This is a genomic window from Streptomyces sp. NPDC001852 (assembly GCF_042891825.1).
Taxonomy (GTDB): domain Bacteria; phylum Actinomycetota; class Actinomycetes; order Streptomycetales; family Streptomycetaceae; genus Streptomyces.
This window is the reverse complement of the sequence record NZ_JBIATN010000010.1, coordinates 24,158-39,220: the sequence shown is the minus strand read 5'-3', so window position 1 is coordinate 39,220 and position 15,063 is coordinate 24,158. Positions and strand designations below refer to the sequence as shown.

At 72.6% G+C, this 15,063-nt stretch carries 11 protein-coding genes; 1 reads left to right on the top strand and 10 read right to left on the bottom strand.

The window, feature by feature from the left end:
- Positions 1 to 4: 4 nt before the first annotated feature.
- From ACFYZB_RS18690 to lepA, 3 genes are all read right to left on the bottom strand, one after another.
- Positions 5 to 1,825, bottom strand: a complete 1,821-nt coding sequence (locus ACFYZB_RS18690) for a SpoIIE family protein phosphatase (protein WP_388760126.1) — start codon at positions 1,823 to 1,825, stop codon at positions 5 to 7.
- Positions 1,826 to 2,011: 186 nt separating this feature from the next.
- The gene (locus ACFYZB_RS18685; protein ID WP_388759576.1) at positions 2,012 to 3,886 is read right to left on the bottom strand and encodes an AMP-dependent synthetase/ligase; all 1,875 of its coding nucleotides are present in this window, start codon (positions 3,884 to 3,886) and stop codon (positions 2,012 to 2,014) included.
- Positions 3,887 to 4,158: 272 nt separating this feature from the next.
- A complete protein-coding gene (gene lepA, locus ACFYZB_RS18680) occupies positions 4,159 to 6,033 on the bottom strand; it encodes a translation elongation factor 4 (RefSeq protein ID WP_388759573.1) in 1,875 nt (624 codons plus the stop codon).
- Between the two features lie 226 nt (positions 6,034 to 6,259).
- Here lepA and rpsT point away from each other — a divergent pair, with 226 nt between their 5' ends.
- Positions 6,260 to 6,526 (top strand): 30S ribosomal protein S20, encoded by a 267-nt coding sequence (gene rpsT, locus ACFYZB_RS18675; protein ID WP_061922887.1) that lies wholly within the window; start codon positions 6,260 to 6,262, stop codon positions 6,524 to 6,526.
- A 431-nt stretch (positions 6,527 to 6,957) separates the two neighbouring features.
- Here rpsT and holA read toward each other — a convergent pair whose 3' ends face one another.
- The 7 genes from holA to ACFYZB_RS18640 form a co-directional block, all read right to left on the bottom strand.
- Positions 6,958 to 7,947, bottom strand: a complete 990-nt coding sequence (gene holA / locus ACFYZB_RS18670) for a DNA polymerase III subunit delta (protein WP_351203034.1) — start codon at positions 7,945 to 7,947, stop codon at positions 6,958 to 6,960.
- Positions 7,948 to 8,143: 196 nt separating this feature from the next.
- Positions 8,144 to 8,389: a hypothetical protein gene (locus ACFYZB_RS18665; RefSeq protein WP_351203032.1), complete on the bottom strand. Its 246-nt coding sequence runs from the start codon at positions 8,387 to 8,389 to the stop codon at positions 8,144 to 8,146.
- A 62-nt stretch (positions 8,390 to 8,451) separates the two neighbouring features.
- Positions 8,452 to 9,288 carry an arylamine N-acetyltransferase gene (locus ACFYZB_RS18660; protein WP_388759570.1) on the bottom strand — a complete coding sequence of 279 codons (837 nt, stop codon included), beginning with the start codon at positions 9,286 to 9,288 and terminating at the stop codon, positions 8,452 to 8,454.
- Positions 9,289 to 9,316: 28 nt separating this feature from the next.
- Entirely contained in the window at positions 9,317 to 11,920 is a 2,604-nt protein-coding gene (locus ACFYZB_RS18655; protein WP_388760123.1) for a ComEC/Rec2 family competence protein, read from the bottom strand.
- Between the two features lie 161 nt (positions 11,921 to 12,081).
- On the bottom strand, positions 12,082 to 13,278 hold the full coding sequence (locus ACFYZB_RS18650) for a helix-hairpin-helix domain-containing protein (protein ID WP_388759567.1): 1,197 nt from the start codon (positions 13,276 to 13,278) through the stop codon (positions 12,082 to 12,084).
- 102 nt (positions 13,279 to 13,380) lie between these two features.
- Positions 13,381 to 14,226 (bottom strand): DegV family protein, encoded by an 846-nt coding sequence (locus ACFYZB_RS18645; RefSeq protein WP_388759564.1) that lies wholly within the window; start codon positions 14,224 to 14,226, stop codon positions 13,381 to 13,383.
- A 72-nt stretch (positions 14,227 to 14,298) separates the two neighbouring features.
- Positions 14,299 to 15,036: a hypothetical protein gene (locus tag ACFYZB_RS18640; protein WP_388759561.1), complete on the bottom strand. Its 738-nt coding sequence runs from the start codon at positions 15,034 to 15,036 to the stop codon at positions 14,299 to 14,301.
- Positions 15,037 to 15,063 lie beyond the last annotated feature (27 nt).

The window sequence follows — 15,063 nt, the reverse complement described above, 5'->3', positions numbered from 1 at the left end:
GCGGTTACTCCGCCTGCAGCACGAGCAGGGCCAGGTCGTCCTCCGGCAGGCCCCCGCCGAAGTCGTGGACCAGGCGGCGGATCCTTTCCGCGATCAGTTCGGCGCTGAGCCCCACGCAGCCGGACAGGGCGCGGGCGAGGCCGTCGCCGTCGTCGAACTGGCGGGAGCCGGAGCGCCGCTCGGTCACCCCGTCGGTGACGCACAGCAGGCTGTCGCCGGGCCGCAGGTCGAGGGTCTCGCTGGTGTAGGTCTCGTCCTCGACCACGCCGAGCAGGGTCTGCGGTCGGGCGGCGGTGTGCACGGTGCCGTCGGGGCTCAGGACGAGCGGGAGCGGGTGGCCGGCGGAGGCGAGTGTGCAGCGGACCCCGCCGTCGTACGGGGTCAGCTCGCCGTAGAGCAGGGACAGGAAGCGGGTCTGCGGGCCGTCCCCGGCGGCCACCGGCCGGCCGGGGACGGCGACGAGCGCGCGGGCGGCGGCGTCGGCGGCCTCGGTGGCGTCGTCCAGGAGGAGCTGGTTGAGCCGGTCCAGGACATCGGCGACGCGGTACCCCTCGCGGGCGAGGAGGCGCAGCCAGGGCCGGGCGAGGCCGATCACGACCGCCGCCTCCGGGCCCTTGCCCTGGACGTCGCCCACGGCGAAGCACCAGCGGCCGTCGCCGGCCGGGAACAGGTCGTAGAAGTCGCCGCTGGGGCCGCCCTTGTCGCAGGGCTCGTAGACGAGCGCGCTGCTCACGCCGGGGATCTCGGCGACCGCGCCGGGCAGCAGGCCGCGCTGCAGGACGGCGCTGATGGTGGCCTGGCGGGCGTACTGGCGGGCCGCGCCGATGGCGAGGGCCACGCGCCGGCTGAGGTCCTCGACGAGCCCGGTGACCTCTTCGGGAAAGCTCAGCAGTCCGCACCGGCCGATGACCAGCGTGCCGAGCGGCCGGCCGGCCGCGATCAGCCGGTACGCCAGCGCCGTGCCGTCGGCGCCCTGCGGGCCGAGCGCGTGGCCGGGCCACGGGTACGGCTCGGGGCCGGAGCGCAGCCCCTCGTGCGGGCAGGGCGGCTCCTTCTCCAGGGCGCACCGCAGTTCCTCGATGTGGCTCTCGCTGGCGTGCCAGACCCGGTCGGGGCCGCTGGTGGCGCCGCCGCGCACGGTCGCCTCGTCCTCCAGCCACACCGCGCACCAGTCGGCGAGCCGGGGCACGATGAGCTGCCCGGTGAGGGCGGTGACCAGGTTCTCGTCCAGCTGTCCGGCGAGCAGGTCGGAGGCCTCGGCGAGGAACGACAGCGCGCCCCGGCCGAGCCAGTCCCGGTCTCCGCCGGCGCGGTGCGGCTGCGGGGCCAGGTCCTCGGCGACCTCCAGGGCGGCGTCCGGGGCGGGGGTGTCCGGATCCTCGACCCCACCGGGCGGCAGCCGCGCCCAGACGGTCTTGGCGCCGGCGCGGTAGGTGACGCCCCAGGACTCGGCGAGCGTGGTGACCAGCCGCAGGCCGCGCCCGTACTCGGGAGTGTCGTACGGCCCCTCGCCGCCGAGCGGGTCGCGCGGGGCGCGGGAGGGATGCCGGTCGCCGACCTCCACCACGAACGCGCCCGTCTCCTCCAGCAGCCAGTCGACCTCGACGTCGGTGCCGGCGTGCACGACGGCGTTGGTGACCAGTTCGCTGACGATGGCCATGGCGTCGTCGACGAGCCGGGCCGGGACTCCGGGCGTCTCGGCCAGCGCGGCCCGCACCAGGGCACGTGCGGACCCCGGTGCCAGGGGGCTTCCGGGCAGCGTCGTGCGGCCCCGCGCCTCCCTGGCCCGGGGCTCGCTCTCCCGCTGCGTCGGTATGGCCGCCATGTCCATGCGGCCAGGGTGACAGACCGAGGGCGTCCATAAGCGGTGTGTCACTGAAGTGGGCAGAAGACGACCACTTTCGAACGCCGTCGAGCTCAACCTACCCAGGGGCGCGGGCCGTACCGATACGCGGCTCCGCCGCGTGGGCGCGACAACGGGCCCGCGGCCCCCCACTCACCGAACCGCCCCTCACTTCTCCCTGGTCCCGGCGTACATCTCATCGATGAGGTGCTTGTACTCCCGCTCCACCACGGGCCGCTTCAGCTTCAGGCTCGGCGTGATCTCCCCGTGCTCCACGTCGAGATCCCGCGGCAGCAGCCGGAACTTCTTGATCGTCTGCCACTTCTGAAGCCCCGCGTTGAGCTGCTGCACATACCCGTCGACCATCTCCACCGTCTGCGGCGCGGCGACGATCTCGGCGTACGGCCTGCCCTCCAGGCCGTTCTCCTTCGCCCAGTCCAGAAGGGCGAGCTCGTCCAGGGCGATGAGGGCGGTGCAGTAGTTCCGGTCGGCGCCGTGCACCAGGATGTTGGAGACGTACGGGCACACCGCCTTGAACTGGCCCTCGACCTCGGCCGGGGCGACGTACTTGCCGCCGGAGGTCTTGATGAGGTCCTTCTTGCGGTCGGTGATGCGCAGGTAGCCGTCGGGCGAGAGCTCGCCGATGTCCCCGGTGTGGAACCAGCCGTCGGACTCCAGCACCTCGGCGGTCTTCTCGGGCAGGCCGTGGTAGCCCTCCATGATGCCGGGGCCGCGCAGCAGGATCTCGCCGTCGTCGGCGATCCGCACCTCCGTGCCGGGCAGCGGCTTGCCGACCGTGCCGGTGCGGTAGGCCTCGCCGGGGTTGACGAAGGAGGCCGCTGAGGACTCGGTGAGGCCGTAGCCCTCCAGGATGTGGATGCCGGCGCCGGCGAAGAAGTAGCCGATCTCGGGCGCGAGCGCGGAGGCGCCGGAGACACAGGCGCGCAGCCTGCCGCCGAAGGCCTCGCGGAGCTTGCCGTAGACGAGGGTGTCGGCGACCTTGTGCTTGGCGGCGAGCCCGAAGGGCACGGCGTGGGTGCCGGTGCGGCGGAAGTTGTCCTGGCTGACCTTGGCGTACTCGCGGGCGACCTCGGCAGCCCACTGGAAGATCCTGTACTTGGCCGGGCCGCCCTCGCGGGCCTTGGCGGCGACGCCGTTGTAGACCTTCTCGAAGATGCGCGGCACGGCCGCCATGTACGTCGGCTGCACCACCGGGAGGTTCTCGATGATCTTGTCGACGCGGCCGTCGACGGCGGTGACGTGGCCGACCTCGATCTGGCCGGAGGTGAGGACCTTGCCGAAGACGTGCGCGAGCGGCAGCCAGAGGTACTGCACGTCCTCGGCGCTGATCAGGCCGGTCCCGGCGATCGCCTTCGCCATGTACGACCAGTTGTCGTGCGGGAGCCTGACTCCCTTGGGGCGGCCGGTGGTGCCGGAGGTGTAGATGAGGGTGGCGAGCTGGTCCCTGGTGATCGCACCGACCCGCTCCTTGATCAGCTGCGGGTGCTGCTCCAGGTAGGCGGCACCGCGCCGTTCCAGCTCGGCGAGCGTGATCACCCAGTCGCTCGTCTCGGCACCGGCCGGGTCGACGACGACGACCTTGGTCAGCTCGGGCAGCTCGGCGCGCTTCTCGAGCGCCTTGGCGACCTGGGCGGCGTCCTCGGCGATCAGCACCCGGCTCTCGGAGTCGGAGAGGATGAAGGCCGACTCGTCCGCGTTGGTCTGCGGGTAGATGGTGGTCGTGGCGCCGCCGGCGCACAGGATGCCGAGGTCGGCGAGGATCCACTCGACCCGGGTGGAGGAGGCGAGCGCCACCCGCTGCTCGGGCTGCACACCCAGCTCGATGAGGCCGGCCGCGATCGCGAACACCCGTTCGGCCGCCTGCGCCCAGCTGAGCGACTTCCAGTCGTCGGGACCCTGGCCGGAGGCGGGCGGCACCGGATACCGGTAGGCCTCGGCGTCCGGTGTGGCCGCCACGCGCTCCAGGAAGAGGGCCGCCACGGACGGCGGACGGTTCTCGATCAAGGTCTGTGTGTCGCTCACGACATCCTCCGGGGCCCGCGACGGTGCGGCTGAACTCGGTGCGGCTGGGTTAACTCACGGTGGGGGTTCGTGCTGCTGCTTCGCTGTTGTTTAACTCGCGAGTAACTATCGAGCAGGGATCAGAGTAAGCCGCGACAGGCCGCTGCGTAAGGGGCTTCGGCCTGTCACTTTCCACGGAGAGCGACGCTACGCACGCGTAGGGACCCGCCGCGCTTTCGCACGACGGGCCCCCTTGTGTCCCGTTTATGGACGTAACCCGTTGTTACCCCTGGTTACTTCTTGCCCTTGGCCGACCCCGCGCTGTCATCACTGGACAGGACGGCGATGAAGGCTTCCTGCGGAACCTCCACGGAACCCACCATCTTCATCCGCTTCTTGCCTTCCTTCTGCTTCTCCAGCAGCTTCCGCTTGCGGGAGATGTCACCGCCGTAGCACTTGGCGAGGACGTCCTTGCGGATGGCGCGGATGGTCTCGCGGGCGATGACCCGGGAGCCGATGGCGGCCTGCACCGGCACCTCGAAGTTCTGCCGCGGGATCAGCTCCTTGAGCTTGGCGACGAGCCGCACGCCGTAGGCGTACGCCTGGTCCTTGTGCGTGATCGCCGAGAAGGCGTCCACCTTGTCGCCGTGCAGCAGGATGTCGACCTTGACGAGGGAGCTGGACTGCTCGCCCGTGGGCTCGTAGTCCAGCGAGGCGTACCCGCGCGTCTTGGACTTCAGCTGGTCGAAGAAGTCGAAGACGATCTCCGCGAGCGGGAGGGTGTAGCGGATCTCGACGCGGTCCTCGGAGAGGTAGTCCATGCCGAGCAGGGTGCCGCGCCGGGTCTGGCACAGCTCCATGATCGCGCCGATGAACTCGGTGGGCGCGAGGATCGTGGCCCGCACGACCGGCTCGAAGACCTCGTCGATCTTGCCCTCGGGGAACTCGCTCGGGTTGGTGACGGTGGCCTCGCTGCCGTCCTCCATGATCACGCGGTAGACCACGTTGGGGGCGGTGGCGATCAGGTCGAGGCCGAACTCACGCTCCAGCCGCTCCCGGATCACGTCCAGGTGCAGCAGGCCGAGGAAGCCGACGCGGAAGCCGAAGCCGAGCGCGGCGGAGGTCTCCGGCTCGTAGACCAGCGCGGCGTCGTTGAGCTGCAGCTTGTCCAGGGCCTCGCGCAGCTCCGGGTAGTCGGAGCCGTCGAGCGGGTACAGGCCCGAGAAGACCATCGGCTTCGGGTCCTTGTAGCCGCCGAGCGCCTCGGTCGCCCCCTTGCTCTGGCTGGTGACGGTGTCACCGACCTTGGACTGGCGGACGTCCTTCACACCGGTGATGAGGTAGCCCACCTCACCGACGCCGAGACCGTCGGCCGGGAGCATCTCGGGCGAGTTGACGCCGATCTCCAGCAGCTCGTGCGTGGCGCCGGTGGACATCATCCGGATGCGCTCGCGCTTGTTGAGCTGGCCGTCGATGACACGGACGTAGGTCACGACACCGCGGTAGGAGTCGTAGACCGAGTCGAAGATCATCGCTCGCGCGGGGGCGTCGGCGACCCCGACCGGGGCCGGGATCTCCTTGACGACCTTGTTCAGCAGCGCGTCGACACCGAGACCGGTCTTCGCGGAGACCTTGAGGACGTCCTCCGGGTCGCAGCCGACGAGGTTGGCGAGCTCCTCGGCGAACTTCTCGGGCTGGGCCGCGGGAAGGTCGATCTTGTTGAGCACGGGGATGATCGTGAGGTCGTTCTCCATCGCCAGGTAGAGGTTGGCGAGGGTCTGCGCCTCGATGCCCTGGGCGGCGTCGACGAGGAGGATGGTCCCCTCACAAGCGGCGAGCGACCGCGAGACCTCGTAGGTGAAGTCGACGTGCCCCGGGGTGTCGATCATGTTGAGGATGTGGGTCGTGCCCTGGTCGGGGCCCTCGGTGGGGGCCCAGGGCAGACGCACCGCCTGGGACTTGATCGTGATACCGCGCTCGCGCTCGATGTCCATCCGGTCGAGGTACTGAGCACGCATCTGCCGCTGCTCGACCACACCGGTCAGCTGGAGCATCCGGTCGGCGAGCGTGGACTTGCCGTGGTCGATGTGCGCGATGATGCAGAAATTGCGGATCAGAGCCGGGTCGGTACGGCTCGGCTCGGGCACATGGTTAGGGGTCGCGGGCACGCAGGGTCCTGTCTCTTGAGGCGCCTTATGCCTCGGGTCGGATCGATACGTAGTCTCCATGGTCCCACGCGGAGGGACCGGGCACCGTTTTGGGCCGCTCGCAGGGCCACTGGTACTGTAGATGGCTGTGCCTCATGCCCTCTCAGCGCGAGGCGCGTCAGAGAAATTTTGGATCACCGGTACGGGACCCGTGCGGCCCCGCACCTGAACCTGAAAAGGCTCCTTCGTGGCGAACATCAAGTCCCAGATCAAGCGGATCAAGACCAACGAGAAGGCCCGGCTGCGCAACAAGGCCGTCAAGTCCTCCCTGAAGACCGCGATCCGCAAGGCCCGCGAGGCCGCTGCCGCGGGTGACGTCGAGAAGGCCACCGAGCTGCAGCGCGCTGCCGCGCGTGCGCTCGACAAGGCCGTCTCGAAGGGCGTCATCCACAAGAACCAGGCCGCCAACAAGAAGTCGGCGCTTGCTTCCAAGGTCGCGACCCTCAAGGGCTGAACCCCTTTCTGATCTGACCGCCGGAAGGACCAAGAGCGGGCCCTCTCTCATCCGCTCCCGCCCGGCACCCCCGGATTCGCACGCGGCCTGCGTTCGCCACGCGGGTGCGAGTCCACCAGCTTGATCCGAAGGCCCCGGCACCCTCCCTTCCCCAGGGCGGACGCCGGGGCCTTCGGCATGCGCCTTTCTCAACGACCGCAGGCGGTCACCACGGGAGCCGGTTCGCGCAGTTCGGCACGAGATCCGGGACGACCGTTGCGTGCGGGTGTTTGTCCAGCCACGGCGATCGCCGCCTCCCACGCGTCGGCGACGTCGGCTGACAGCTCCGGCTCTCCACGGCTGATGCCGGGGGTGGAGGGGACGGGACTCACGCCGGGTCGGCGTCGAGGCCTTCCCGGGTCGGCGTCAAGGCCGCCCGGGTCGGCGGCGGATCAGGCCCGGCCTCTCGATCGCGCTGCCCGGGCGATCGTCACGACCGCCTTCTCCAGGGCGTACTCGGGGTCATCGCCCCCGCCCTTCACTCCGGCGTCGGCCTCGGCGACGGCCCGCATCGCCAGCGCGACCCCGTCCGGCGTCCACCCCCTCATCTGCTGCCGCACCCGGTCGATCTTCCACGGCGGCATCCCCAGCTCCCGCGCCAGGTCGGCAGGCCGCCCCCCGCGCGCTGAGGACAGCTTCCCGATCGCCCGCACGCCCTGGGCCAGCGCACTGGTGATCATCACCGGCGCCACGCCCGTCGCCAGCGACCATCTGAGCGCCTCCAGCGCCTCCGCCGTACGCCCCTCCACGGCCCGGTCGGCGACCGTGAAGCTGGAGGCCTCGGCCCGGCCTGTGTAGTACCGCCCGACCACCGCCTCGTCGATCGTGCCCTCCACGTCGGCGACCAGCTGGGAGACCGCCGAGGCCAGTTCCCGCAGGTCGCTGCCGATGGCGTCGCACAGGGCCTGGCACGCCTCCGGCGTGGCCGACCGCCCGAAGGAGCGGAACTCTCCCCGCACGAAGGCCAGCCGGTCCGCCGGCTTGGTCATCTTCGGGCAGGCCACCTCCCGCGCCCCCGCCTTGCGCGCGGCGTCGAGCAGCCCCTTGCCCTTGGCCCCGCCCGCGTGCAGCAGCACGAGGGTGATCTCCTCGGCGGGCGCCCCGAGATAGGCCTTCACGTCCTTGACCGTGTCGGCGGACAGGTCCTGCGCATTGCGTACGACCACGACTTTCCGCTCGGCGAAGAGCGAAGGACTGGTGAGCTCGGCGAGGGTGCCGGGCTGCAACTGGTCCGGGGTGAGGTCGCGCACGTCCGTGTCGGCGTCGGCGGCCCTGGCGGCGGCCACCACCTCCTGCACGGCACGGTCGAGCAGGAGGTCCTCCTGGCCCACGGCGAGCGTCACCGGGGCGAGAGGGTCGTCATTCGCAGTCTTCCTGGCCATCACTCACAGCATCCCACGCGGCACTGACAACGAACCGGCCCCGGCACCCTGACCGATCCCGGAGCGGACCCCGAGACCGGGCCGACCCGCTCAGGATCCGGTTCGGGCGCCGGGCTTGGAGGCCCGGCTCGGGGACACGGCCCAGGATCCGGCTCGAGGCCCGGCTCGGAGACACGGACCGGGGCCCGGCTCGAGGTCACGGCTCCTCGCGCCAGCCGTCCCACCCCGCGGCGAACTCGTCCAGCTCCGCCGGGTCCAGCCGCTCCTCCTCGTCCCGCAGGACGACCAGCCACTGGGCATCCTCGGCGTCGTCCTCGCCGGCCAACGCGTCCCGGACGAGCCGGGGCTCCTCGTCCAGCCCGAACCGCTCCCCGAGCGCCTCGGCCACCTCCTCGGCGGCATCCCGGTCGGGCAGCACCAGCACGTGTCTCACATCGCTCACGGGCCCATTCTCCGCCACCGCACGAGAACCGAACCGCCAGGTCAGACCTCTGGCGCGGGGGGTCAGGAGGTCCCGTTCCGGCTTCCTGCGTTCGGCACGCGGTCCAGTTCGATCCCGAACCGCTCCCGGTACACCGTCAGCACCTCCTCGTCCGTCCCCAACTCCCGCACACCGCGCGTACCGTCGCCGGCCGTCGTCTTCAGCTCCCGGCCGCTGAGCGTGATCCTCCCTCCGTCCCCGGTGACCCGTGAGCAGACCAGTGACCGGGTGAAGTGCGACAGCGGCGAGGTGCTGTGCCACCAGGCCCCTGCCGTGAAGTCCCCGAGCACCCGGGGCCGCGTCTCGAGCCGGTACTGCGGCCTGCCGTCCCGTATGACGTCCAGGTCCCCGGAACCGGCCGAGCCGCCGCCGCTCACCCCGGCCGCGTCCGGCCCGGCCTCGACCACCCGGAACACCCCAGCGGGGTCGACCTGCTCCCCGCGCTCCTCGTACCTCAGCGGACAGTGGCTGTGTGCCCCGAACCCGACGTCCGCGAGCCAGGTGTCCGCCTCCGCCGTCCGCACCCGCAGGGCGAGGTGGTCGTACGGGATGCCGAGCCGTCCCTCATCGCCGTACACGCGCGCCGCGAGCAGCTCGACCTCGTAGCCGAGCGCGGCGAGCAACGCGCCGAACGCTCCGTTGAGTTCGTAGCAGAAACCGCCCCGACCGCGTCCGACCACCTTGTCCAGCAGCTTTTCCTCCTCCAGTACGATCGCCTCGCCGAGGTGGATCGACAGGTTCTCGAAGGGCACGGTCCGCAGATGGCGCAGCTGCAGTTCGCGCAGTGCCCCACCGGTGGGCTCCTGCGGGCGCTCGGCCCCGATCCGACGGAGATAGGCCTCGATCCGGCTTGAGTTCATGGACTCAGTCTGCGCGAACTCCTGTTCCTCAGTCTCTCGCCACCCGCAGCTCCCCGCCCGCCCCTCCCGTCCCGCCGACCGCGAGCTCCCCGTCCCGGTCGGTGCGCAGTACCAGCGCCCCGCCCGCCCGCAGCGCGGCCACGGTCGCCGGTGCCGGGTGGCCATAGGGGTTGTCGGCGCCCACGGAGATCAGCGCCACCCGGGGAGCCGCGAGTCGTATCAGCTCCGGGTCCTGGTAGGCCGAGCCGTGGTGGGCCACCTTCAGGACGTCCACGCCGGCCAGCTCGGCCGCCGCCGGTGACCGCACCAACGCCTGCTGGGCCGGTGGTTCGAGGTCGCCCAGCAACAGCAGCCGCAACCCGCCCGAGCGCACCAGCATCGCGACGCTGGCGTCGTTCGGACCGTCCGGCTCGGGCACCGGGCCCGGCCAGGCCGGGGTCTGCGTGTCCCCGGGCGGCCGGGTGCTCGGCGGGGGCCACAGGACCCGCCAGGACAGCGCTCCGGCACGCCGTTCCTCTCCCGCTACGGCACGCGTGACCGGGATGTGCCGCGCCGCCGCCTCCCTTCTGACGAACTCGGCCTCGTCGGCGGGCTCCTCGAAACCCGTGGTCTCGATCGCGGCCACCGAACGGCCCCGCAGCACCCCGAGGAGTCCCGCCACATGGTCGGCGTGGAAGTGGGTCAGGACGACAAGCGGAATGCGGGTGATGCCCAACTGCCGCAGACAGCGGTCGACCAGCACCGGATCGGGGCCGGCGTCCACGACCACCCCGGCTCCCTCGCCCGCCGCCAGCACCGTCGCGTCGCCCTGCCCGACGTCGCACATCGCGAACCGCCAGCCCGGGGGCGGCCAGCCGGTGATCACCCGGGTCAGCGGCGCCGGCCGCACCACCGCCAGCAGAAGCAGCACCCCGAGCAGTGCGCACCACCAGGGATGCCGCGTGAGCCGCCGCCCGGCCAGAACGACGGCCACGGTGACCGCCGCGAGCAGCAGCGCCCCGGGCCAGCTGCCCGGCCAGTCCACTCCCGCTCCGGGCAGCGCCGCCCCCGTCCGGGCCACGGCGGCGATCCACCCGGCGGGCCAACTCGCGCACCACGCCAGCGCCCTGGCGGGCGCCATCGCCACCGGCGCCGTCACGAGCGCCGCGCATCCCAGCACCGTGGCCGGTGCCACCGCCACCTCGGCCAGCAGATTGCACGGCACCGCGACCAGGCTCACCCGGGCCGACAGCACCGCCGTGACCGGGGCGCACACCGCCTGAGCCGCCCCGGCCGCCGCCAGCGCCTCCGCGAGCCTCGGCGGTACCCGGCGCCGCCTCAGCGCCTCGCTCCAGCCCGGTGCCAGCACGAGCAGGGCGCCGGTGGCCAGCACGGAGAGCAGGAAGCCGTAACTGCGGGCCAGCCACGGGTCGTAGAGCACCAGCAGCAGACCGGCCGTGGCCAGTGCCGGGATCAGGGATCTGCGGCGCCCGGTGGCCAGGGCGAGCAGCGCGACCGCGCCACAGGCGGCGGCCCGCAGCACACTGGGGTCGGGCCGGCACACGACCACGAATCCCAGCGTGAGCGCCCCGGCGAGCAGCGCCGTCGTCCGCAGCGACAGCCCGAGGCGCGGGGCCAGGCCACGGCGCTCGGCCAGCTGTGCCAGGCCCGGCGGTCCGATGAGGAGCGCGAGCAGGACGGTGAGGTTGCTGCCGGACACGGCGAGCGTGTGCGCCAGATCCGTATCCTTGAACGCCTGGTCCAGCTCGGGCGTGATCCGTGAGGTGTCCCCGACGACCAGTCCGGGAAGAAGGGCCCGCGCGTCCCCCGGCAGGCCGTCGGTCGCCTTCCGCAGTCCGGCCCTGAGCCGTCCCGCGAGCCGTTGCGGCCCACTGGGGCCCGCCACGATCCGCGGCCCCGGCCGGCCGCGCACCCGCAGCACGGCCGCGGTCCGTTCCCCGCCCGCCGCCGCGGGCGCCAGCCGTCCGCCGACCCGCAGCCGCGTGGACGGCAACAACCCGAGCCAGGCATCGCGCGCACCCTGATTGCCCCGCGTGCCCGGGGCTGCGGGGCGCGCCGCGAATCCCTCTGCCGGAGAGCCGCCGTTCCTGGCAGCCGTCGCTTCCGGGGCCGGAACGTCCGCGTCGACGACCAGCAGCACCGGAGTCCGCGTCCGCACGCTCGTCCCGTCGCTCCGTTCGACCTGCCGCACCTCGGCCTGGGCCAGTACCGCGGTCGGCGCGGCATGATCGCCGCGCACCCGTGGCCGGCTCAGCCAGGGGTCGCCGCTCAGTTCGACCTCGGCGGTCACGGTCGCGTACCGCCGGGCCAGCTCGGGTACCGGCCCACGCCGCAGGTCCGCCCCGTGCAGTCCGGCCGAGGCGGCCGCTGCGGAAACGCACAGCAGCACGGCGGCGATCGAGGATCGCGCCCACGCGAACCGCCCGGGCGGCATTGCGGCCGGTGCTCTGTGTGTGACCCGCCCGGCCGGTACGGGCTGTGCGGGCCGTGAGGGCCTCCGCGCCACCAGCAGAACGACCCCGGCCGCCAGACAGGCCACCGCGATCCCGGCCGTCCAGCCCGCGGGGGTGTCCAGTGTCAGGGCCGCCGTGACCCAGGCTGCGAGTGCGGGCGGCACGAGGCGCAGGTCCATGGGCCCCGCCCGGTCGCCGCGAGCGGCGGTGTCGTCCTCCCCGGTGCCGCGAACCACGGCGCCGAGGGCCTCCCGGTCTGCGGACCGCTCGCTCTCTCGCCGGGCGTGCACGAGCAGGCCGGTCCTCCCGCGCTCCGGTGACCCGTCATCGATCGCTCGGGTCATGGCCGTACCAGATTCCGCAGATCGCCGAAGCGGCGGTCGCCGATGCCGTTGACCTCGCGCAGTTCGTCCACCGAGCGGAAACCGCCGTGCTGGGTGCGGTAGTCGATGATGTGCTGGGCGAGGACAGGCCCGACTCCCGGCAGCGCGTCGAGCTGGTCGGCCGTGGCCGTGTTGAGGGAGACGGGCGTCGCGGGGCCCGGGCCTGCCGGTCCGGGGACGGCGGGCCCGGCCGAGGGGCCGGAGGGAGGTGCGGCCCCGGCGGGCGCGCCGACGACGACCTGTTCGCCGTCGACCAGGAAGCGGGCCCGGTTGAGGCCCTCGATGCTCACGCCCGGACGGACACCGCCGGCCGCCCGCAGCGCGTCGGCGACCCGGGAACCGGCCGGCAACCGCTGGATCCCCGGATTGCGGACCTTGCCGCTGACGTCCACGACGATCTGTCCGCCCGGCGTCGCGGAGGCGCTCGCGCCCGCTCCGGGCCTCGCGTCGTTCCCCTTCTTGGGGTAGGGCGTGCCCGCCTCGGTGTGAGGCGCCTCGGCGCGCACCACTTGAGGGGCGCTGACGGACTGGGTCCGCCCGGCCCAGAAGTGCTGAACCGCGAAGACCGCGGCGGCCACGAGCACCACGGCCAGCGCCACGACTCCCCGCCGCTCCACCCCGCACCGCGCCTGCAGCCACACCGGCATCCGCTCCCGCAACGCCGGCCCGACCCGCTCTCGCCAGCCGAGGCCATCGGCGCCGGGCAGCTCCAATGGGCCTGAAGCACCCGCTGGTTCGGGCTCGTCAGCCGTGCTCGGTGCCGGAGTCGGCGTCGGTGTCGGCCCGTCCGGCGGGAAGGCGTGCGGTGGCTCGGTCCGAGCAGGCGCGACCGTGGCTGCGACCGCCCTGGCAGGGCTGAGCCCGGACGCCCGGCCCGTGACCGATGCCGTGGCCGCCCCGGTGGCTGCCTCGGTCGCCGTCCTCGCAGGCCCCTCTGCGTCCGGCGGGCCGTTTCCCGACTCCCGCCGTCGCACGGCTCGTTCACCGAAGAGGAGTTCCGCTCGGCGTCGCAGATCCTCGGACGGTGCCGGCGGGCGGTGGCGGGCACGGCCGCGGTCGATGCCACGGCGGTGCCGGATGCGGCCGTCGGAGGTGGGGCCACGGCCCGGGCCGCTGGTCGGAGTGGCTGTGCGTGAACGTGATCGAAGTGCCATGCGACGAGGATGGGACATCCCGCCGCTCCGCGATGATCTTGGTCAATTCCCGTGGACGACAGCCCTGTTGTGGACAACTCCGTCACCCGTACGGGTGCGGGCTCAGCGGGGGGAGATCACCGCTCCGAGCAGCCCGGGACCGGTGTGTGCCCCGATCACCGCTCCGACCTCGCTGACATGGAGGTCGGCCAGGCCAGGCACCCGTTCCCGCAGCCGGTCGGCGAGCGCGGCGGCGCGGTCGGGCGCGGCCAGGTGGTGGACGGCGATGTCCACCTCGGCGTCGCCCGCCCGCTCGGCGGCGATCTCCTCCAGGCGCGCGATGGCCTTGGAGGCCGTGCGGACCTTCTCGAGCAGTTCGATGCGGCCACCGTCCAGCTGGAGCAGGGGTTTGACGGCGAGTGCGGAACCGAGCAGGGCCTGTGCGGCTCCGATGCGGCCGCCCCGGCGCAGATAGTCGAGGGTGTCGACGTAGAAGTAGGCGGACGTGCCCGCGGCCCGCTTCTCGGCGGCCGTGACGGCCTCGTCCGCGGTGCCGCCGGCTTCGGCGGCCTCGGCCGCGGCGAGCGCGCAGAAGCCGAGGGCCATCGCAACCATCCCCGTGTCCACCACCCGCACCGGCACCGGCGCCTCGCGGGCCGCGAGGACAGCGGCGTCATAGGTGCCGGACAGTTCGGCGGACAGGTGCAGGGAGACGATGCCGCTCGCGCCGGAGTCGGCGACCCTGCGGTAGGTTTCCGCGAACACCTCGGGGCTCGGGCGCGAGGTGGTGACGGGACGCCGCTTCTGCAGCGCCTGGGCCAGGGAGCGGGTGGAGATCTCGGTGCCCTCTTCGAGTGCCCGGTCACCGAGAACCACGGTCAGGGGCACTGTGGTGATGCCGTGACGCTCCATCGTCCGCGGCGGCAGGTAGGCCGTTGAATCGGTGACGATCGCGACATGGCGGGACATGAGCTGGAGGTTACCTGCCGTAGTGCTGGTGCGGCAGCCCGGCCCCCGTGGTGCGGGCCCGGAGCGGCCAGGTCAGGTGGTGCTCTCGGGGCGCGGCTTCCTCTGCCACGGGTGGGCGAGACGTGGCGACGGCGGGGTGATCGCCTGGCGCGCCTGCTCCGCGGCGGGGCGGGACGTCCGCGAGCGGTCGTGCTGGGCCGCCGGACCGCCGGGGGCGGACGCGGCGGACACGTCGGTGTGCTGCTCCTGCGCCTGTGCGGGACCGGCCGGGGTCCAGTGGCGCAGGGCGTCGGATTCGATGTCTATCTGGTCGCTGAGCGCGCCCAGATCGTCGTCGATGAAGCGGCGCGCCCGGTCGCGGACCGCCCAGCGCAATGAGTCCGCGGACTTGGTGATGCGCTCGGTGCGGCTGCGCAGTTCGGGCAGCCGGGCGCCGAGTTCGGCCCGGTCCGGCTCCGACTCCAGCCGCCGCAGGTCGGCGTCCAGCTCGTGACCGTGTGCGCTGAGCCGTTCGAAGAGGCCGAGGGACTCCTTCAGCGACTCGTCCTCGGGCGCGCCCGCACGCAGCGCGTCCCGGGTGGCGCGCATGGAGGTGCGCAGCGCGAGCCGGAGCTGCGCGATCTCGGCGGCCGGGCCGGTCTGGACGAACGACTTGGCGCGCAGCGTGTGGTCCTCGACGCTGCGGCGGGCCTGCTCGATCGTCCGGTCCACCCCGCGCTTGGCGGCGCCGACCGCCTTGACCGTGGCGTACGCGCCCAGGCCGATGAAGAGCAGGAAGAGAAGGGCGAACACGGCGATCACTGCTTCCACGACGCTCCTCCTCGGGCCGGACGCGGC

Excerpts from the sequence above, each read along its gene's own strand:
- ACFYZB_RS18690 (WP_388760126.1), bottom strand. The coding sequence starts at position 1,825 with ATGGCGGCCATACCGACGCAGCGGGAGAGCGAGCCCCGGGCCAGGGAG.
- holA (WP_351203034.1), bottom strand. The coding sequence starts at position 7,947 with ATGGCCAGGAAGACTGCGAATGACGACCCTCTCGCCCCGGTGACGCTC.
- ACFYZB_RS18650 (WP_388759567.1), bottom strand. The coding sequence starts at position 13,278 with ATGGCACTTCGATCACGTTCACGCACAGCCACTCCGACCAGCGGCCCG.
- ACFYZB_RS18645 (WP_388759564.1), bottom strand. The coding sequence starts at position 14,226 with ATGTCCCGCCATGTCGCGATCGTCACCGATTCAACGGCCTACCTGCCG.
- ACFYZB_RS18660 (WP_388759570.1), bottom strand. The coding sequence starts at position 9,288 with ATGAACTCAAGCCGGATCGAGGCCTATCTCCGTCGGATCGGGGCCGAG.
- ACFYZB_RS18655 (WP_388760123.1), bottom strand. The coding sequence starts at position 11,920 with ATGGACCTGCGCCTCGTGCCGCCCGCACTCGCAGCCTGGGTCACGGCG.